Here is an 18324-nt window from a genome sequence, read left to right on the forward strand (position 1 = left end):
ACAACACAACAATCATCCTAAGTTTTTTTATCCCACCGTCCTCAACAGGAGACTGCTATGTCAACTTACGTTTCAGCGATTGACCATATCCGCGAACTAAAAGCCAAATATGGTAACTGGAAAAACATCAGCGAAAATGATGCTGCGCGTTTGGTTACCCAAAACCGTTTTAAAACAGGTTTAGAAATCGCTCAATACACTGCCGACATCATGCGTCGTGATATGGCAGCTTATGATGCTGACAAATCAAAATACACCCAGTCTCTTGGTGCATGGCATGGCTTTATCGGTCAACAAACCATGTATGCAGTAAAAAAATACTTCGGTACTACTGAACGTAAATATATCTACCTTTCAGGTTGGATGGTTGCTGCGCTTCGCTCAGAATTTGGTCCACTACCTGACCAATCTATGCACGAAAAAACCGCTGTGCCAAAATTAATCGAAGAAATCTACACTTTCTTACGTCAAGCGGATGAAAAAGTGTTAAACGATTACTTCCGTGAATTAAAAGCGGCGCAAGAAGCAGGTCAAGACACTAAAGCCATCTTAGACAAAATCAACAATTTTGAATCACACGTCGTGCCAATCATCGCTGACATCGACGCAGGTTTTGGTAACGAAGAAGCGACTTACTTACTCACCAAAAAAATGATCCAAGCAGGTGCTTGTGCTATCCAAGTTGAAAACCAAGTATCAGATGCTAAACAATGTGGTCACCAAGATGGTAAAGTTACCGTACCACACGAAGACTTCATCTCAAAACTCAACGCGATTCGTTATGCGTTCTTAGAGCTTGGCATTGACAACGGTATCATCGTTGCCCGTACTGACTCTGAAGGTGCGTCATTAACGCAAAAACTTCCTGTGTCACGTGAGCCAGGCGACCTTGCTTCACAATACTTAGATTTCTTAGAAGTTGAAGAAGTAACTTTAGAAAATGCAAACGAGTACGATGTGCTATTAAAACGTGATGGCAAATTGGTTCGCCCAACTCGTATGCCAAACGGCTTGTACTCATTCCGCGAAGGCACCAATATCGACCGCGTGGTACTTGACTGTGTGACTGCCCTTGAAAACGGTGCCGATCTACTATGGATTGAAACACCAACGCCAGACGTCGCGCACATCAAATCAATGACTGACCGTATCACTGCGCAAGTGCCAGATGCTAAGCTTGTTTACAACAACAGCCCATCATTCAACTGGACGCTTAACTTCCGTAAACAAGTCATCGCAAAATGGGAAAAAGAAGGCAAAGACATTTCAGCTTATGACAAAGCAAACTTAATGTCTGCTGACTACGACAACACTGAGTTGAATACCGCGGCTGATGAACTAGCGCGTACCTTCCAAGCTGACGCGTCACGTGAAGCCTGTGTATTCCACCATTTGATTACCCTACCTACTTTCCACACGGCGGCATTAAGTACGCACCAGTTGGCAAAAGGTTACTTCGGTGATAAAGGTATGTTAGCTTACGTTGAAGAAGTACAACGTAAAGAAATCCGCGAAGGCATTGCTGCGGTTAAGCACCAAGCCATGGCAGGTTCTGACATTGGTGATGATCACAAAGAAATCTTCTCAGGTGAGATGGCACTTAAAGCGGGCGGCGCCAAAAACACTGCCAACCAATTTGGTCACTAATCTATCATAGATTGATTGAGTAAAAAAAACACCTCACGGCATGTGGGGTGTTTTTTTATGTTTATCATCCGTTGCCGTAAAACCACCGACTTTAGGCGGTGGATATAAGGCAACTTGTACACTATAACGCTTGCATAAATTTTGCTAAAATAATTTGCATGAAAACACTCAAGCTACGCATACGAGATAAACACACAGCAAAGCTTAACCGCCTAAGCGGTTTAGTGAATTTCGTATGGAACTATGTCAATGCGTTAAGCTACGAGCATCTTAAGCGTACTGGCAAATTCTTTAGTGCGTATGAATTAAACGAATATACCAAAGGTAGTGGTGAACTGCTAGGCTTACACAGTCAGACTATCCAAGCCATCAATGAAACCCACGCCAAATCGCGTCGCCAATTCAAAAAAGCCAAACTAAACTGGCGAACCAACAACCCAAGCTCTAAGCGTAAATCGCTCGGTTGGCTACCGTTTAAACAATCTGCCATTAAGCATATTGCCACGCACCAAACAGGCAAAAAGGGCTTAAAATCCACCTTACAGCTTAGTTTAGCCAAAGGACAAAAACTAGTCATTGACCTATGGGACAGCTACAACCTTAGCCTATATCAAATTAACACACTAGAAATCGTCCAAGACAGCCGTAACCGTTGGTATGCCTGTATCACAGTCAAAGACTATCCCAAGACACAATGCGGAACAGGTAGTGTAGGCATTGACTTAGGACTTAAAGACAGTGCTACCGCCTCAAACGGTGACAAGCTAACCATTAAGCAAACGCTAAAATATGCAAAACAATTAGCTATAGCCCAACGCTCAAACAACAAAAAACGTATCAAGGCTATCCATGCCAAAATCAAAAACACAAGGCAAGACCTAATCCACAAATTCACCACCCAATTAGTCAAAGACAATGCCCTAATCGTGGTCGGTGATGTGAAAACCACCCAATTTAACAGTAAAAAAGGCAAACTAGCCAAATCGGTTTACGATGCAGGTTGGTTTGAACTCAAGCGACAACTGAACTACAAATGCGAGAACGCAGGTTGCCGTTTTGAAATCGTGAATGAGAGATACACGACCCAGCGATGTTCGTGTTGCGGTGAAATCACCGCCAATAGTCCGAAAGGTAGAAAATCGCTTGGAATAAGAGAATGGATATGTGCTTCGTGTGGCACATGGCATGATAGAGATATCAATGCCAGTAAGAACATTCTTGCGGTCGGGCTTGACCGTCTTGTAGAAGGAATCCCCTTGCTTTAGCAAGGGGAGGAAGTCAAGAGCCGATAAAATTAAATGGTCTGCATAATTTCTTGATAGCGAAGTTGGAATTTTTTGATAAAATCAATGGTGGTCTGAATACCCATAAACAAAATAATATACGGGTTTAAACTATTTTCGTTCGACAGCTCAACCGCTTTATCACTTGGATATTCGCTGATAAGTAACATGTCTTGCTGGCGCTGGGCTTGGATATCCGCAAGCTGCTTTTCAAAATTCGGCTCTGCCAAAATATAGCTGCTAGAGTCATAGGATTTGATATCACTTAAATATTGAATACAAATCGACTCCAAATCTGCCCAGCGATAAGTTTCGGTTTCACGCACCAAATTCTCAATACTATTGACCAATTCATCCAAGGCTTGATAATAGTACCAAATCAACGGCTTGCGCGGGTCATCGGTCAAGCGTGCCGAGGCATTAAATAAGTGCTGTAAATTAGTAAATGCTAGCGTTTCGGGAATAGGCTCATGAATACCAATAAGCTGCTGAGGGACTTTGGCGTCAGGGGTATCGGGCAAATCAGGCGAGCCGTTTAAATGGGCACGACCCTCACCGTCAGATTGCGCCACTGGGGTTTGCTCTGATTCTATGCCCAGTAGTTGATTAACGCGGTTTAGATAAGTATTCATGTTAAGCGTAATCAAACTATCATGACTGTGCAGGCGCGCGAAGGCATAAGAGATTTCTTTTCTTGATTCATAGGCGTCCATCAGATTGCTCATGTTTTCTTCACGCTGATAAGTAATCGCATTTAAAAACAAACCTGCGGACACCACCCCAATGGTCGCTTCAATCATCACAAACGCCCGCGTAAAGGTATTGGTTGGGGTAATATCGCCAAACCCTGTGGTAGTCACCGTGATGGTACTAAAATACATGGCTTCCAAAAATCCCACGTCTTCATGGTTAAACTGCATATTTGGTAAGGTGCTATACAAAAAGCCAAATAGCGGAATCAGCGTCAAATAGATAGTACCATACACAGCAGGCGGCAACGAAAAAATATCATCGCGCACGATAGGTTTGGCAAGCTTATTGAGGGTAAAGGTTTGAGGGGTGTTACGGGTTGATATGATTGGTTTAGTGGGCTTTTGCGCAAGTGGTTTCATAAGCTGCCTGATTTTTTTTGCTTTAGGCTAGCATACCCACTCAAAAAGAAACATAGTATTGTAGTAACCCCTGATGGACGACAGGATAAAAGGCTCAAAGCAAAAATGCCACTATTGGGATACAAAGTTGGGATAAAAATGAAAAAAGCCAACTTACTTGTTATCGGATAAAAGAAAGCTAGGCAGATAAGGGATGAATGCCCATTTATGGGGTTGAATGATGCCAAACATATCAATAACGCTGCTATTCATCGTTGCAATAGTGTTGAATTAGGGTTGCAATCAATACAACCCTAGTAAACCTAGCAAAAAAGTGACTGGCACTATCAATCAGCTAGATTAACTTCCGATGCTTGATGGGAAGTCTAAAAATATGGGAAGTCTAAAAATAATCAGTGTAACCTTAGTGCTGACCCAGCAAATCCTTTTTCATCTCAAGTGATATGGGATTATCGCCTAGCCAAGCACGAAGAATAGCTTGGTCAAAGCCTTCTTCTTTGATATAAGGAAGATCGCCAACCTCATCATAATTTAAGCGAACGCCATGCTCTGGCGAAAACTCAATCGTAAACATTGCCCCTTCTTTGATGGTGTTGGTTTTGAACAACTCACCAAACACGTCATCAATCACTGAGGCAATTTTTTGATATTCTTCTGCGCTACTATTCGCTCTGATACCCTCTTTAAAGGCGTTTTCCAGTAACGAGCCTTTGATATTGCGGCGAGATACCATGCGCAATTGTTTGGCATAACGTGAAGTAATGGCTGTTTCGGCATCTTCAGTCATTTCACCCAAGTATAGAGCAATATCATAGATACCAATCATAAATTTACTGCGAATGCTCATACCATTTCGCACGCAGATTTGACCATCTAGTTTTAGGGTAGGGGGAAATAGGGTTTCAAGATCGTTGGTTTTTCCTTTAAATAAAATCATCCTAGCATCCTTATCGTTCCTTGACGTTTTTTTGTCCCTGGATAATGTCGCAATATCCTTATCTCGGTTCATTGTGTAAATATTAGGCCAACATGTAAAGTATTATCAATGAACAGCAAGTCACAGAGTGATGAGCGGTTAAAAAAAGGGTTAGACGACAATGTACTAACCCTCACCGCTAACCTTATGCCTGTAACAGACTTATACTTGTAACAAACTTAGGCTTGCAACATCGGTTTTAAGAATCGCCCTGTATGCGAGCGCGCGTTTTGCGCTACCTCCTCTGGCGTGCCCTCGGCAATAATCTCACCACCACCCGAACCGCCTTCAGGACCCAAATCGACAATCCAGTCGGCTGTCTTAATCACATCGAGATTATGCTCAATCACCACCACGGTATTGCCGCGGTCGCGTAGCGTATGCAAGATGTCTAGGAGCTTGGCGATATCATGGAAATGCAAACCTGTCGTCGGCTCATCGAGCACATACAAGGTCTGACCGGTATCACGTTTGGACAGCTCTTTGGCAAGTTTCACCCGTTGCGCCTCACCACCCGATAAGGTTGGTGCAGACTGACCCAAACGAATATAACCCAAGCCGACTTCTTGTAGGGCTTGCAAACGGCGGTAAATTGCCGGAATCGCCTCAAAAAATTCTGCCGCATCCTCCACCGTCATATTGAGCACGTCATTGATATTTTTGCCCTTATAGGTGATTTCAAGGGTTTCACGGTTGTAGCGTTTGCCTTGACACGCATCGCAAGGCACATACATATCAGGCAAAAAGTGCATCTCAACCTTAATCAAGCCATCGCCTTGGCAGGTTTCACAGCGACCGCCTTTCACGTTAAAGCTAAATCGCCCTGCTTGATAGCCACGAGCCTTGGACTCAGGCACTTGGGCGAATAGGTCACGAATCGGACTAAATACGCCCGTGTAAGTCGCAGGATTGGAGCGTGGGGTACGCCCAATCGGGCTTTGGTCGATATCGACGACTTTATCTAAATGTTCTAGCCCAGTGATACTGTCAAACGCTTCGGCAACATGCGTGGTGGCGTTATTGAGCTGCGTGGTCGCTAGTGGCAATAAGGTGCGATTGATTAAGGTCGATTTACCCGAACCCGACACGCCTGTGATGGCGGTAAACACACCAATCGGCAAGTTTAAGGTCACGTTTTTAAGGTTATTACCTTTTGCCCCTGTCAAGGTCAGCATCAAAGGTTTGGCTTCGACTTTACCTTTTTTGGCTTTTTCTTTTTTCTCGCTTTCCGCTTTTTTCGCTTGGTTTTTGGTTAAGGGAATGGCGGAGTCTTGCATTTTTTCATATTTATCGTCATTGGCGATTTTGGCTCGGTGACGCACGGTTGGCACGGCGATTTTCTTTTTGCCTGATAAATATTGCCCCGTCAATGACTCAGGATTTTTGGCAATGTCTTCTGCCGTCCCTTCTGCAATAATACTGCCACCATGCACACCAGCACCCACGCCCACATCGATGATATGGTCGGCTAGGCGAATGGCATCTTCGTCATGCTCGACGACAATCACGGTATTGCCCAAATCTCTGAGCCGAGTCAACGTTTGCAGCAGGCGATCATTGTCACGTTGGTGCAAGCCGATTGATGGCTCATCGAGTACATACATCACGCCCATCAAGCCCGCCCCGATTTGGCTAGCAAGGCGTATGCGCTGCGCTTCACCGCCCGATAGGGTTTCGGCAGAGCGGGCAAGGGTGAGATAATCCAAGCCCACACTCACCAAAAATTCCAACCGCTCACGGATTTCTTTGATGATTTTGGCGGCGATTTCGCCTTTTGCGCCCTCGAGTTTTAATTGCTCGTAATACGCCATTGCTTCGCCAATCGATAGCTTGACCATTTCGGCAACGGTACGGTCGCTGACTTCGACATGGCGAGCGATTTCGTTTAGGCGTGAGCCGTGACAGGCATCGCAGGTGGCATCGGCAAGGTATTTGGCAAGCTCATCTCGCACGATGCTGCTTTGCGTGGTGCGGTAACGGCGCTCCATATACGGCAACACCCCTTCAAATGGCACGGTTTTGGTAGATTTGCGCCCGCGTTCATCGACAAAGTTAAAAGTCATTTTGTCTTTACCAGAGCCATGTAAAATGACATCTTTGTGCTTTTTATCCAGTTGTTGCCAAGGCGCTTCCATATCAATGCCGTAATGCTCGGCAACGGTGGTCAGCAAGCCAAAATAGTAGGCGTGGCGTTTATCCCAGCCTTGAATCGCCCCTTGGTTAAGCGATTTTTCAGGATGACCGATGATTTTTTCGGCAGCAAAATATTGGCGTTTGCCCAAGCCATCACACACGGGACACGCGCCATAGGGGTTATTAAAACTAAACAATTTTGGCTCAAGCTCAGCAACCGAGCGATCGCAGACAGGGCAGCTATGTTTGGCGGACAAAATTTTATCCTCAAACTTGGCATCCATGTCATGCAAGATGGCAATATCGCTACCGAGTCGTAAGGCGGTCTCCAAACTTTCGGCAACCCGATTACCCAAGTCATCCCGCACTTTGAAGCGGTCAACCACCACATCAATGGTGTGTTTAAAGGTTTTGGCAAGTGGTGGCACATCGTCAATATCATAAATTTCGCCATCGACCCGCAGCCGCACAAAGCCTTGCCCTTTTAGCTGTTCCATGAGCTGAATATGCTCGCCTTTGCGGTCATCAACGACGCGCGCGAGAATCATCAACTTGGTGTCTTCGGGCAATGCCATGACGGTATCGACCATTTCGGTGACAGTTTGCGCGACCATCGGCAGGTGGTGTTCTGGGCACATGGGCGTACCGACACGGGCGTACAGCAGACGCAAATAGTCATAAATCTCAGTAATCGTACCCACTGTAGAGCGAGGATTATGGTTGGTGGATTTTTGCTCGATGGCGATGGCAGGTGATAGCCCTTCGATGCTATCGACTTCGGGCTTTTCCATTTGTGATAAAAACTGGCGAGCGTAAGCCGATAGGCTCTCGACGTAGCGGCGTTGTCCTTCGGCGTATAGGGTGTCAAAGGCTAGGCTAGACTTGCCCGAGCCTGATAAGCCTGTGATGACGACGAGTTTGTCGCGAGGGATGTCGATGTCGATGTTTTTGAGATTGTGGGTGCGTGCGCCACGAATTTTGATTGCGTCGTGCTGTGCCATATTGAGCTTCTTATTGTGTGTTTTTGAGTGGGAAATTTGGGTAAAAAGATGGGGTTTTAATGGGGGAATTGGGTGGGGGTTTCAAGACTAATAGGTAAGTTTGTCTATAAGCTTTTACTTGTTTAGTTTGTTTAAAACGGACGCTAAAAGATACTGAACGCCTAATTCATTTTGCGGAAAGTTAATGTCGCTTAAAATATTTCTAAATAAATATTTTTCATTATTGCTCAAAAAGTTGCTAAATAAATGTTCATTTAATGTGTCAAGTGCAAAGCATTGCAGAAGAAAGTTATCGCAACACAAAAAATGGATAACAAATTTTTTGGCAAACCAAGCTGCCTCATTGGCGACTAATTCAAAGCAAATTTTTTGCCAATCTACATTTTGACTGGGAAGAAACTCAGTTAATTTATCCCAATCTTGCTTATTAAAACTTAGCAACATGTTATTGGCTTCGCAACAGGCATAATCATACCAAAAATCTTCGTTTTTGATATTAACGGTAAGGTATTCTGAAAATTCTTCAAACATAAAATTCAAGCTTATTGTTTTATAAATGGACTGTTCAATAAATATATCTTATTTGCAGTGTATTAGGAAAATTGTGAATTTAATGGTTTGTGGCAACTATTAATCACGCGATTTTTTCTTTTTTATAAAACCCTTAAACCTTGCTATACTTGATTAAATCAAGGAACTAGAAAATTTGTGACTGCAAAATTTGAGACAATAACATGGCAACGTTAACCGACGAACAAACCGACTTCCTAAAAAGCCACCACATTCCACTCGACAAAACCTTTGACGCAAGCGGATTATCAAGCAAAGAATACAAAGCCAGAATGAAAGAAAATGGCGCGCTCGTTGCCTACGGTGTACCGCCCTGCCCAAAAGGTCATACCCTCAAAAACAAACAAGCCAACTGCCTACAATGCAACCCCCAAGCCATCGCATCGCTCAAACGCCAAGCCACCCCAGGAGAGCTCTATATCGCCGTCTCACCCAGTCAGCTGCTTGTCAAAATCAGCCTCGTTGAAAACGCGAGCGATATCATCCAGCAACTAAATAGTGAAAATCATGCCGAAATCAACGATTGGGTATTAGCGATGACAGGTCGCACCGACTCCATCGGACAAATGGAAAATCACTTGCAGCAGCGCCTTGCCGACTACCAAGTACCCAGAAGACTCACTGCCGATGGCAAAACCACCAAAGCCTCTGGCGTGTACGACGTCGATGTGCATGACGCGCTTGAAGTAATTAATGAAATGCCTTTTACCCTAAGCGAAATTGATAACGCCGTGATGGACGATTTTCACGCACGCTATAGCGATAAACAGCTTCGCGAGCAGCAGCAAGCTGAGCAGTTAGCCATCGAAGAAGCAGCGCGTAAACAAGCAGAACTTGCCGAACAAGCGCGACAAAAACAGGCTAAGCTTGAACAGCAGCGCCAACTACAACAACAAGCCAAACAGCAAAAATTGGCACAAAAGCAACAACGCCAACAGCAACTTGACGCCAAAAAAGCGCAAAAACAGCAAAAAATCGCTACCCAAGTGAAGCATAGCCCGTTAGATGGCGTACTGGTGGCTACCCCAAAATCATCAGCTATCAAATCATCATCTATCAAGCAGTCACCGCAAGGATTTTTTGACAACCAAAAAAATGTGATGTGGCTGATGATTGCTATCGCGGTGATTTTAGCCATCATGGTAACCGCTTACGCAATGCTAAAATAATGGGGCTGAAACAATAAAGCCAAAATAATAAGGCTTAAATAATTTTTATTGCCAATAAATTCTCCCTGATAAAAATTAGGCATATAATAAGCCGTTTTTGGCAAAATTTTGTGAGCCACAATGTCAGTGAAATCAACGTCAGTAAAATCCACGTCAGTAAAATCAACGTCGAGAAATATAAGTCATAACGCCGCCATGAATGCATCGGAAAAGAAAGCGATTGTGGGGTTGGGCGGTATCTTTGCCTTGCGCATGCTCGGACTATTCATGATTGTGCCCGTGTTTGCAGTGTATGGCACACAATATGCACACGCCACACCGTTTTTGATTGGATTGGCGATTGGTATCTATGGCTTAGGGCAGGCGATTTTTCAGATTCCCATGAGTTTTTTGGCGGACAAATATCCGCGTAAACCGATTATCATTGCAGGGTTGTTGGTGTTTGCGCTCGGGGGAGCGATTTGCGCCTTATCAACCGACATCTATATGGTGATATTGGGGCGTTTGATTGCAGGCAGTGGCGCGGTTTCAGCGGTGGTGATGGCACTACTCGCCGATGTGACCCGTGAAGAGCATCGTACCAAAGCGATGGCAACTATGGGGCTGACCATTGCCATGTCGGTAATGGTCGCATTTGGGCTGGGTCCGATTTTGACGCATGTACTCGATATTTCAGGCTTGTTTTGGGTGACGGTGGCGTCCGCTATTTTCGCCATTGGCTTACTGTGGATTGTGCCTACCCCAAATCGGGTACTAAAGCACAATCTCAATAATCACTCAGTTAAAGCACAGTTTGCTGACGTATTAAAAATTGGCGATATCAACCGTTTGCACTTGGCGATTTTTGCGCTGCATCTGTCAATGACAGCGATGTTTACCTTATTGCCGCACCAGTTTCATGATGTGCTCGGCTTGACGGTGGCGCAGCAAGGTTTTGTGTATTTGCCGCTACTGTTATTGGGCTTTATCATTGCGGTTCCATTGATTATCATCGCAGAAAAAAAACGTCAAATGCGCGCCGTGTTTTTGGCGTCTTTAGCGACCTTGGTGGTGGGATTGGTATTTTTGGCGGTGGCGAGTCAGACCATCGTGGGTTTAATTATTGGGCTTGCAGTTTATTACATTGGCTTTAACAGCCTTGAGGCGACCATTCCGTCTTGGATTTCCAAACGCGCGCCCGTTGCCAACAAAGCGACGGCGATGGGGATTAACTCATCTGCACAGTTTTTGGGTGCTTTTGTGGGCGGTGCCATGGGCGGTATTTTGCTGACCAAACCGATGTGGCTGTCGTGGACGGTGCTCGCCATCGTGACCGTCATTGCGTTATTGTTTATCTTGCCGATTGCATCCCCACCGTATTTGACCAGCCTAACGATTACCCTGCCAACAGGTATCGACACGACTGCATGGTCACAGCAAATTTTGGCGATTGACGGGGTGGATGAGATAGTGATGATGCCAAAAGAAAACATTGCTTATCTCAAACTGGATAAAGAAAAATTGACCGATGACACGCGACAGCATTTGTCACATCTTACCGGTCAGACGCTAGCAATTTGATGCAAAGTCTAGTAAAGTAATGGCATTGTACTTGCGCTAAATCTGCAAAGATTTGGCTAAAAATACTAGGGCGTGTCCCTAATTCGGAACAAAGTATTTTTAATGGCCTAAAAATGCCTAAATCTGGCAAAACTGCGTTAAATTGTTTGACAATATTCCAATATTATCTGCACAATTTGCCTTGTTTTGCTGGCGATTTAGTCTATTTTTAGCCTCATTATCCAAATAGGGACACGCCCTAGAAAACTATTAACAAATTCATCAAGAAAGTTAGCAAAAAATTCATCAAAAAAATCATCAAGGAAATTCTATGCGCGGCGTAAATAAAGTAATCATTGTAGGCAACCTTGGTTCAGATCCTGAAGTCAAACAATTTGCCAATGGCGGTAGCGTGACGCGTATCGCCGTGGCGACAAGTGAGCAGTGGAACGACAAACAAACAGGTGAGCGCCGTGAGCAAACCGAATGGCACCGTATTTCATTGTTTAATAAACTCGGTGAAATTGCAGCGCAATACCTGCGTAAAGGCAGCCAAGTCTATATCGAAGGTAGCCTTCGCACCAGTAAATACACCGACCAAAATGGCGTAGAGCGTTATGCCACAGAGATTCGTGCCGACCAAATGCAAATGCTTGGCACAGCAGGTGGCGCTCAAGGCGGTATTGCTAATAACAACACTGCCGGCACAACCTACCAAAACCAGCCTCAAGGTGGTTATAATCAAGTTGGCTACAACCAAGCACCCAATCATTTTGGCGGCTATCCAAACCAAAATAATGCCCAAACTAATAACCAAGCTGCGCCACAAGCGGGTCAAAATGCAGGATTTGGCAATAACCCATTTATGAATGGCAACCAAGCGCCACAAGGGGCAAATACAGCAAATAATCAGCCTGCCCAAAATTCCCAACAAAACCCAGCCATGGCAATGCCAAAACCAGGCGCAGTTGATGATGACATCCCGTTCTGATTTAAATAATAATTAGGTTTAAAAAAATCCTTGCACAGTCATACTGTTGCAAGGATTTTTTATGCCGTTTTTTCTGTTAGGAGTCTGCTAGTAAAATGCAGGGTTTAAGGTGCAGGGTTCGGGTATAAGGTCTGCACCGCTTCGATATCAGCCAACACTTCTTGGGATAATACCAAGTCTACGGATGCGATATTGCTGGCTAGCTGCTCAATGGTGGTTGCCCCAATGATGTTGGCGGTCACAAACGAGCGGCTATTGACAAACGCCAGTGCCATTTGTGCCATATCTAGATGATGTTTTTTGGCGACTTCGGCATAGGCTTGGGTGGCTTGTTGCGCTTGCTCATTTAAATAACGGGTAAAATGGCTATAAAGGCTCAAGCGACTATTGGCAGGCTTGTTATCTCCCAAATATTTGCCTGATAACACGCCAAATGCTAGCGGTGAGTAGGCAAGTAACCCAATTTGCTCGCGGTGACTGATTTCTGCCAGTCCCACTTCATACAAGCGATTGAGTAAACTATACGGATTTTGTATGGTGATAGGTCTAGCAAGCCCATGTTTATCGGCTTCTGCTAAGTAGCGCATGACGCCCCAGGGGGTATCATTGGATAACCCATAAGCGCGGATTCGACCTTTGGTGATTTCATCATTGAGTGCTTCGATGGTTTCCAAAAATGGCGTCAATTGTTTGGTGTCTTGCTGCGCCATACTTTCTGTATAGCCTCGTTGACCAAAAAAGTTGGTCTGACGCTCTGGCCAGTGTAGCTGATAAATATCGATATGGTCGGTTTGCAAACGCTGTAGATTGCTGTCTAATGCCGCACGAATGGTTTTTTTATCAAACTTGGTATTGCCACCGCGCAAAAAATCATTGCGAGAGATTTTACTCGCTAATACCACCTCATTTCGTTTGCCTGTCTTGGCAAACCAGCTACCCATAAAACGCTCCGTATCACCCTGTTTGTCTTTATCAGGAGGTGACGGGTACATCTCTGCTGTATCCCAAAAGTTCACACCTTGGGCAAGGGCATAATCCATTTGTTCATGGGCATCCTGCTCGCTGTTTTGCTGTCCCCAGGTCATGGTGCCTAAGCAAATTTTGGAGACGCTATCGCCCAGTTGTGGCAATGTATCAAATTGCATGCTATTTTCCTTGTGTTTTTTATTATAGTTTTAACCGGCTTGGTGAGGTGATTGTAGCAAACTCATGGTGATAAAGTCGGTTGCAAATTGTAGTGAGTGCGGCAGGCAGCCGCAATAAACAGTCCGCCCAAAACAAGTCTGACAAAATTTTGATTTTTTATGGATTGACATTACAACGCCATAAAAATCAGTTATGATAAAGCGTTTCACTTTAGTTAGAAAAATATTCGAGTGTTGGCGCAGAGTGGGTACAAAATTTTGCGCTAATGGCAATTTTTATCCTGCATGAATTATTTGATTGTTGATTAATTTGCTTGTGGATTGCGTCACTTTATTGATGTCAAAAATATCGGTGTCAAAAATCATTGTAAAAGGTATTCAAGTTTGGCAAGTGTCAATTCATTACGTCCGACAAAACTATGGTGGCTGGTAGGTCTGGTTTTGCTTTGCTTAAGCTTGTTGATTCAGCTACCTGCAGCGTGGTTGCTGCAAAAATTTTCCCCAAACAACCCTTACTTGCAGCAAGTATCGGGCAACCTTTGGCAAGGTCAAGCCAATTGGCAAATCAATGCGCGCCCCAATACGCCGCTAGCAGGTAGTGTCAATTGGCGCTGGCAGCCGTGGCATTTATTGATGGGCAAACTGGGTATGGCAGTCGATATCCGCTCTGGCAAAACCGACTTGCAAGGGGTGGTCAAATTCAATAAAACCAGCTGGCAAGTCAATGATTTCAACGGCAAAATCAGCCATGACACATTAGCGCAGTTGGTCAGTTGGCAATTACCCGACACACCGATTACCATCAAAGAAGTGTCGATTGAAAAAAATAAGCAAGGCTATCAAACCGCCGAAGGTAGCATGAATTGGGCAGGCGGTGATTTGGGGTATCCCACAGGCGGCAAAACCTACCTCATCAAACTCCCCACCATGCAAGGCAACTTAAGCGCGGATAAAGCCAGTGTACAGCCAGTAGCCAACGCCAATGGTACTAATAATAGCAACAAGGCGGCGCAAGGTAAAAGCTTGCATTTAGCCCTTACTACACCGCAAGGTGAGCGATTAGGGGATTTTTATCTTGACCAAGATAATATGATAGATGTGTCATTGACACAGCGATTGCTCAAAAATATGCCGGCGTACCAAGGCAAAGGGGCTGATGACAGTGTGGTGGTGTCCATTCGCCAACCTTTGACCAGTATGGGTAATTAGAGACGCAGCGATGATAGTAGATATGATAAAAGCCACCCAGCGCCCCTCGTTGAGCCGTAAAACAACGACTGGTAAATTTGTGCCGATGGCGGTGGTAGAAAAACTGTATCCTTGGTTGCTATTGGCAGCTATTTTTTGGTTGGTGTGGCAATTAAGCCAAGCAATTTGGCTGGTGGTTGCACCGCCCAAAGCCCCTGTACTCACCCCAGTCCCCTTGCAGCCAAACTTGGTCGCACAATCTGCCAATAGCAATGCGTTAGATTTTTTTGCGCAGCCAACTGCCCCGCAAGCGCCGGCAGCGACACCCCCAGATATTAAAGTGGTGGGCGTGACCATTGCCACCCCAGAGAGTCAATCGTATGCAATTTTGACCGCCAATGGTAAAACCTTAAGCTATCGTATCAACGACATGATTGATGGCAGTGGTTATAAATTGGTCAAAGTCGCAGCCGATTTTGTAATGGTGGCAGATGCCAGTGGTCAAACCAGTAAAGTGCCATTTGGGCAACCGTTTTTTCTTGACCAAAGCGAGGCTATCAGAGCCAAAGCGCAAGCCAACGGTGCAGCCGGCGTGGGTAATGGCTCAAATATGGGACAGACCCCCACACCGAGCTTAGGCGGGGCTGCGCCACAAGCGATGGGCGGCGCGCCAGTGGCTACAGGCGATCCGCATGATCGAGAGGATTCTGCGCCCACTATGGCGACGTCAAATGCTGCCAATACCTCGCCAAGCGGTGCATCGTCAGCTATTGGTGGGGCGATTCAAGGGCTGCAGCAAAATGCCTCAGGGTATCTAAGCCAAATGGGTGTGGCAGCGACAGGGCAAGGCTATTTGGTGACCGATGCGATGTCCGCAGGACTAAAAAACCGATTGGGGCTACAAACAGGGGATAAAGTCCTCTCCGTCAATGGACAAAACGTGGGTCAAAACCCAACGCAAGATGCCCAGCTACTACGTCAAGTGCAACAAGCAGGACAAGCCCAAATTCAAGTTCAGCGCGGCGACCAAGTCGTGACAGTACGCCAGTCATTTTGATAAAACATAGTAAAAAGTTACAGACGTCATCGCTACCTGATACACCAGTCGGTGACATGCGTTAAAAATTGATAAGGTAAATTATGAAATACCCAACCATGCTAAAGCCACTATTTTTGAGCACGACACTGGCTATGAGTCTCAGTTTGCTTAGCAGTGGTCTGTCAGCTGCCCATGCAGCCACTGGCTATAAAGTGCATTTGCAAGACGCTGATATCAAGGCGTTTATCGACCAAATTGCCACCATCACGCAAAAGAACTTTGTGCTAGACCCACGCATTAATGGCAATGTGACGGTGATTTCAAACAAACCCTTATCCCGGCAAGAAGTGTATGACTTGTTTTTAGCCGTGATGAAAGTCAATGGCATTGTAGCGATTGATCGCGGGCTGACCACAGAGCTGGTCCCTGATACCGTTGCCAAGCAAGCAGGGGTGGATGTGGACTTACGGGGTAATACTGCAGGTAGTCAAATGGCGACCCGCATCTATTATCTCACCAACACCAATGCCAATGATATCTTAAACGTCATCCGTCCGATGATGCCGCCGTATGCCAACGCCGCTGTGGTGCCAAATGTCAATGCCATTATCCTCTCTGACCGCGCCGACAGCCTTAATCAATACGCAAAATTGATTAGCGATCTTGATAGCAATATGAATGACAAGCTGACCATTATTCCGCTGCGTCATGTGGATGCCAAGCGCATGATGGATTTGTTAAGCTCACTGACAGGTACGGGCAGTGGTACAGCGCCAGCTGCTGCGGGTCAATCAGGGCAACCTGCTGTGGCATCAACCGGTGGCAGCCTGATCAATATCATTGCCGACCCGATTTCTGATAGGCTGCTCGTCAAAGGTAGTGCCGAGATGACAGCCAAAGTACAGCGAATGGTAGAGCAGTTAGACACCGTGCCGACGCAACGTCTCAGTGGGCTTCGCGTGTTTCGTCTAAAATATGCCAGTGCCACCCATATTGCAGAAATGCTACGCGGACTGCTTGCCTATCAATCCATCAATAGTTCAGGTGACCAAACCACCTTGCAAGCAAGCTCAATGTTTCAATCTAGTAGCGATACCAGTAATAACAGCGCAGCGACGACCACCAATACTGCAGCGTCACCGACAGGCTCACCACTTAATACGTCTTCCACTAGTAACACAACGACTGCGCAAAACAGCGGCTATCAAGGTCGACCTTTTAGCATTATCGCTGACCAAACCCAAAACTCCGTCATCGTCAATGCCAACCCAGAGTTAATGGTAGAAATCGAAAACGCTATTAATGAGCTAGATACCCGCCGTGACCAAGTGTTGATTCAAGCAGCGATTATGGAAATCTCAGGCAATGATACCCAGCAACTTGGCGTGCAATGGGCAATGGGCAATGCCAATAGCGGCGTAGGGGTGATTAACTTTAATAACATCGGTGCCTCTGCAGTAGGTCTGGCATCTGAGATATTAAGAAAAACCCCAGGTACGGCGGCAGCCTCCGTGGCAGGCGCGCTATTGGGGATTGGTACGAGTAAAACCGATAGTAACGGGAATCGTGAGTTTTATGGCGCGATTTTGCAAGCCATCAATAAAACCAACAATGCCAATCTGTTATCCATGCCCTCTATTTTGACGTTGGATAACGAAAAAGCCAATATTTTGGTAGGGCAGAACGTCCCATTTGTGACCGGCTCTTATACCACGGCAAGTAACTCATCAACCACGCCGTTTCAAACCGTGAGCCGTCAAGATGTCGGTATCAATCTTAATGTCATTCCGCATATTGGCGATAATGGCTCAGTGCGACTTGAGATTTCGCAGGAAGTGTCCTCCATTGTCGACGGTACCCTCAATAACGTGAGCGGTGTCGTCACCAACAAGAATTTAATCAAAACCACCATTTTAGCGGATAACCAACAAACCGTGGCATTGGGTGGTTTGATGCGTGATAACAGCACCTATGGTCAGCAAAAAGTCCCAGGATTGGGTGATGCGCCGATTATTGGTAATTTATTTCGCTCAAAAAGCAAAAACTCGGACAAAACCAATCTGATTGTATTTTTACAGCCGACCATTTTGCGAAATGGTAGCGCGGTGGCAAGTGTGACCGAAAAAAGCTTAGACGGTATTCGTACCATGCAACTGGTAATTGATAAAAACGGCACGCTCAAACAAATCCCACTTAATATCAATGCCATGTTCCCCAATACCAACAGGGTGCAAAATGGCGTCAAATTGCCAACAGACGACTTGGTTACCCCAGCCGCGCAAAGTTTATCAAACACGCCAAGAGTGTATGCCAATGGTATCGATATCGTCACGCCCGTGTCAGCAAACGTGTCTCGCACAGGTAGTTCATCGACCACAACCGTGAGTCGCCCAGCGAGCAACACCGTCACCCAATCTACCGTTACCCAATCTAAAGCGCAGACAGGGCAGGGCGCAAAGATGGCTCAAACGCCTGTGGTGATTGCGACCCCGCCTGCGGTGCAGACCATCACCGTGACAAATCCCTAAAAA

The 18324-nt window shown here is 45.6% G+C and carries 13 protein-coding genes; 8 read left to right on the forward strand and 5 right to left on the reverse strand.

What is annotated here, in order from left to right; genetic code table 11:
• The first annotated feature begins 57 nt into the window (after positions 1 to 57).
• Both AXE82_RS08990 and AXE82_RS08995 read left to right on the forward strand, forming a co-directional pair.
• Positions 58 to 1647 carry an isocitrate lyase gene (locus AXE82_RS08990; protein WP_062333833.1) on the forward strand — a complete coding sequence of 530 codons (1590 nt, stop codon included), beginning with the start codon at positions 58 to 60 and terminating at the stop codon, positions 1645 to 1647.
• Between the two features lie 158 nt (positions 1648 to 1805).
• Positions 1806 to 2912, forward strand: a complete 1107-nt coding sequence (locus tag AXE82_RS08995) for an RNA-guided endonuclease InsQ/TnpB family protein (RefSeq protein ID WP_062333836.1) — start codon at positions 1806 to 1808, stop codon at positions 2910 to 2912.
• 29 nt (positions 2913 to 2941) lie between these two features.
• On the opposite strand, the gene AXE82_RS09000 is transcribed toward AXE82_RS08995, so the two are convergent.
• The 4 genes from AXE82_RS09000 to AXE82_RS09015 all read right to left on the reverse strand — a co-directional run bounded on the left by AXE82_RS09000 (position 2942) and on the right by AXE82_RS09015 (position 8683).
• Complete coding sequence (locus AXE82_RS09000) at positions 2942 to 4042, reverse strand: potassium channel family protein (RefSeq protein WP_062333839.1); 1101 nt, start codon at positions 4040 to 4042, stop codon at positions 2942 to 2944.
• A 403-nt stretch (positions 4043 to 4445) separates the two neighbouring features.
• Entirely contained in the window at positions 4446 to 4979 is a 534-nt protein-coding gene (locus tag AXE82_RS09005; RefSeq protein ID WP_062333841.1) for a chalcone isomerase family protein, read from the reverse strand.
• Positions 4980 to 5197: 218 nt separating this feature from the next.
• Entirely contained in the window at positions 5198 to 8152 is a 2955-nt protein-coding gene (gene uvrA / locus AXE82_RS09010) for an excinuclease ABC subunit UvrA (RefSeq protein WP_062333844.1), read from the reverse strand.
• Positions 8153 to 8266: 114 nt separating this feature from the next.
• Positions 8267 to 8683 (reverse strand): hypothetical protein, encoded by a 417-nt coding sequence (locus AXE82_RS09015; RefSeq protein WP_062333847.1) that lies wholly within the window; start codon positions 8681 to 8683, stop codon positions 8267 to 8269.
• A gap of 203 nt (positions 8684 to 8886) precedes the next feature.
• Between AXE82_RS09015 and AXE82_RS09020 the strand changes: the two genes are divergently transcribed.
• The 3 genes from AXE82_RS09020 to ssb all read left to right on the forward strand — a co-directional run bounded on the left by AXE82_RS09020 (position 8887) and on the right by ssb (position 12421).
• Positions 8887 to 9891, forward strand: coding sequence for a hypothetical protein (locus AXE82_RS09020; RefSeq protein ID WP_062333849.1), 1005 nt, complete (start codon positions 8887 to 8889; stop codon positions 9889 to 9891).
• A gap of 195 nt (positions 9892 to 10086) precedes the next feature.
• A complete protein-coding gene (locus AXE82_RS09025) occupies positions 10087 to 11451 on the forward strand; it encodes an MFS transporter (RefSeq protein WP_062333853.1) in 1365 nt (454 codons plus the stop codon).
• Between the two features lie 310 nt (positions 11452 to 11761).
• The gene (ssb, locus tag AXE82_RS09030) at positions 11762 to 12421 is read left to right on the forward strand and encodes a single-stranded DNA-binding protein (RefSeq protein WP_062333857.1); all 660 of its coding nucleotides are present in this window, start codon (positions 11762 to 11764) and stop codon (positions 12419 to 12421) included.
• Positions 12422 to 12525: 104 nt separating this feature from the next.
• On the opposite strand, the gene AXE82_RS09035 is transcribed toward ssb, so the two are convergent.
• Positions 12526 to 13566: an NADP(H)-dependent aldo-keto reductase gene (locus AXE82_RS09035; RefSeq protein ID WP_062333861.1), complete on the reverse strand. Its 1041-nt coding sequence runs from the start codon at positions 13564 to 13566 to the stop codon at positions 12526 to 12528.
• A gap of 384 nt (positions 13567 to 13950) precedes the next feature.
• On the opposite strand from AXE82_RS09035, the gene gspN reads away from it, so the two are divergent.
• The 3 genes from gspN (at position 13951) to gspD (ending at position 18321) form a co-directional block, all read left to right on the forward strand.
• Entirely contained in the window at positions 13951 to 14775 is an 825-nt protein-coding gene (gene gspN, locus AXE82_RS09040) for a type II secretion system protein N (RefSeq protein WP_227713359.1), read from the forward strand.
• Between the two features lie 22 nt (positions 14776 to 14797).
• Positions 14798 to 15811 (forward strand): type II secretion system protein N, encoded by a 1014-nt coding sequence (locus AXE82_RS09045; RefSeq protein WP_228140532.1) that lies wholly within the window; start codon positions 14798 to 14800, stop codon positions 15809 to 15811.
• An 83-nt stretch (positions 15812 to 15894) separates the two neighbouring features.
• Positions 15895 to 18321, forward strand: coding sequence for a type II secretion system secretin GspD (gspD, locus tag AXE82_RS09050; RefSeq protein ID WP_062333864.1), 2427 nt, complete (start codon positions 15895 to 15897; stop codon positions 18319 to 18321).
• Positions 18322 to 18324: the final 3 nt, after the last annotated feature.

Origin of the sequence: Moraxella osloensis (genome assembly GCF_001553955.1) — a bacterium.
In the GTDB taxonomy this organism is placed as follows: Bacteria; Pseudomonadota; Gammaproteobacteria; order Pseudomonadales; family Moraxellaceae; genus Faucicola; species Faucicola osloensis.

Bases quoted from the DNA above. Each gene is read 5' to 3' on its own strand.
- AXE82_RS09000 (WP_062333839.1), bottom strand. From the start codon at position 4,042: ATGAAACCACTTGCGCAAAAGCCCACTAAACCAATCATATCAACCCGT.
- gspD (WP_062333864.1), top strand. From the start codon at position 15,895: ATGAAATACCCAACCATGCTAAAGCCACTATTTTTGAGCACGACACTG.
- AXE82_RS08995 (WP_062333836.1), top strand. From the start codon at position 1,806: ATGAAAACACTCAAGCTACGCATACGAGATAAACACACAGCAAAGCTT.
- AXE82_RS08990 (WP_062333833.1), top strand. From the start codon at position 58: ATGTCAACTTACGTTTCAGCGATTGACCATATCCGCGAACTAAAAGCC.
- ssb (WP_062333857.1), top strand. From the start codon at position 11,762: ATGCGCGGCGTAAATAAAGTAATCATTGTAGGCAACCTTGGTTCAGAT.
- AXE82_RS09045 (WP_228140532.1), top strand. From the start codon at position 14,798: ATGATAAAAGCCACCCAGCGCCCCTCGTTGAGCCGTAAAACAACGACT.
- AXE82_RS09025 (WP_062333853.1), top strand. From the start codon at position 10,087: ATGAATGCATCGGAAAAGAAAGCGATTGTGGGGTTGGGCGGTATCTTT.
- AXE82_RS09035 (WP_062333861.1), bottom strand. From the start codon at position 13,566: ATGCAATTTGATACATTGCCACAACTGGGCGATAGCGTCTCCAAAATT.
- AXE82_RS09005 (WP_062333841.1), bottom strand. From the start codon at position 4,979: ATGATTTTATTTAAAGGAAAAACCAACGATCTTGAAACCCTATTTCCC.
- AXE82_RS09015 (WP_062333847.1), bottom strand. From the start codon at position 8,683: ATGTTTGAAGAATTTTCAGAATACCTTACCGTTAATATCAAAAACGAA.
- AXE82_RS09020 (WP_062333849.1), top strand. From the start codon at position 8,887: ATGGCAACGTTAACCGACGAACAAACCGACTTCCTAAAAAGCCACCAC.
- uvrA (WP_062333844.1), bottom strand. From the start codon at position 8,152: ATGGCACAGCACGACGCAATCAAAATTCGTGGCGCACGCACCCACAAT.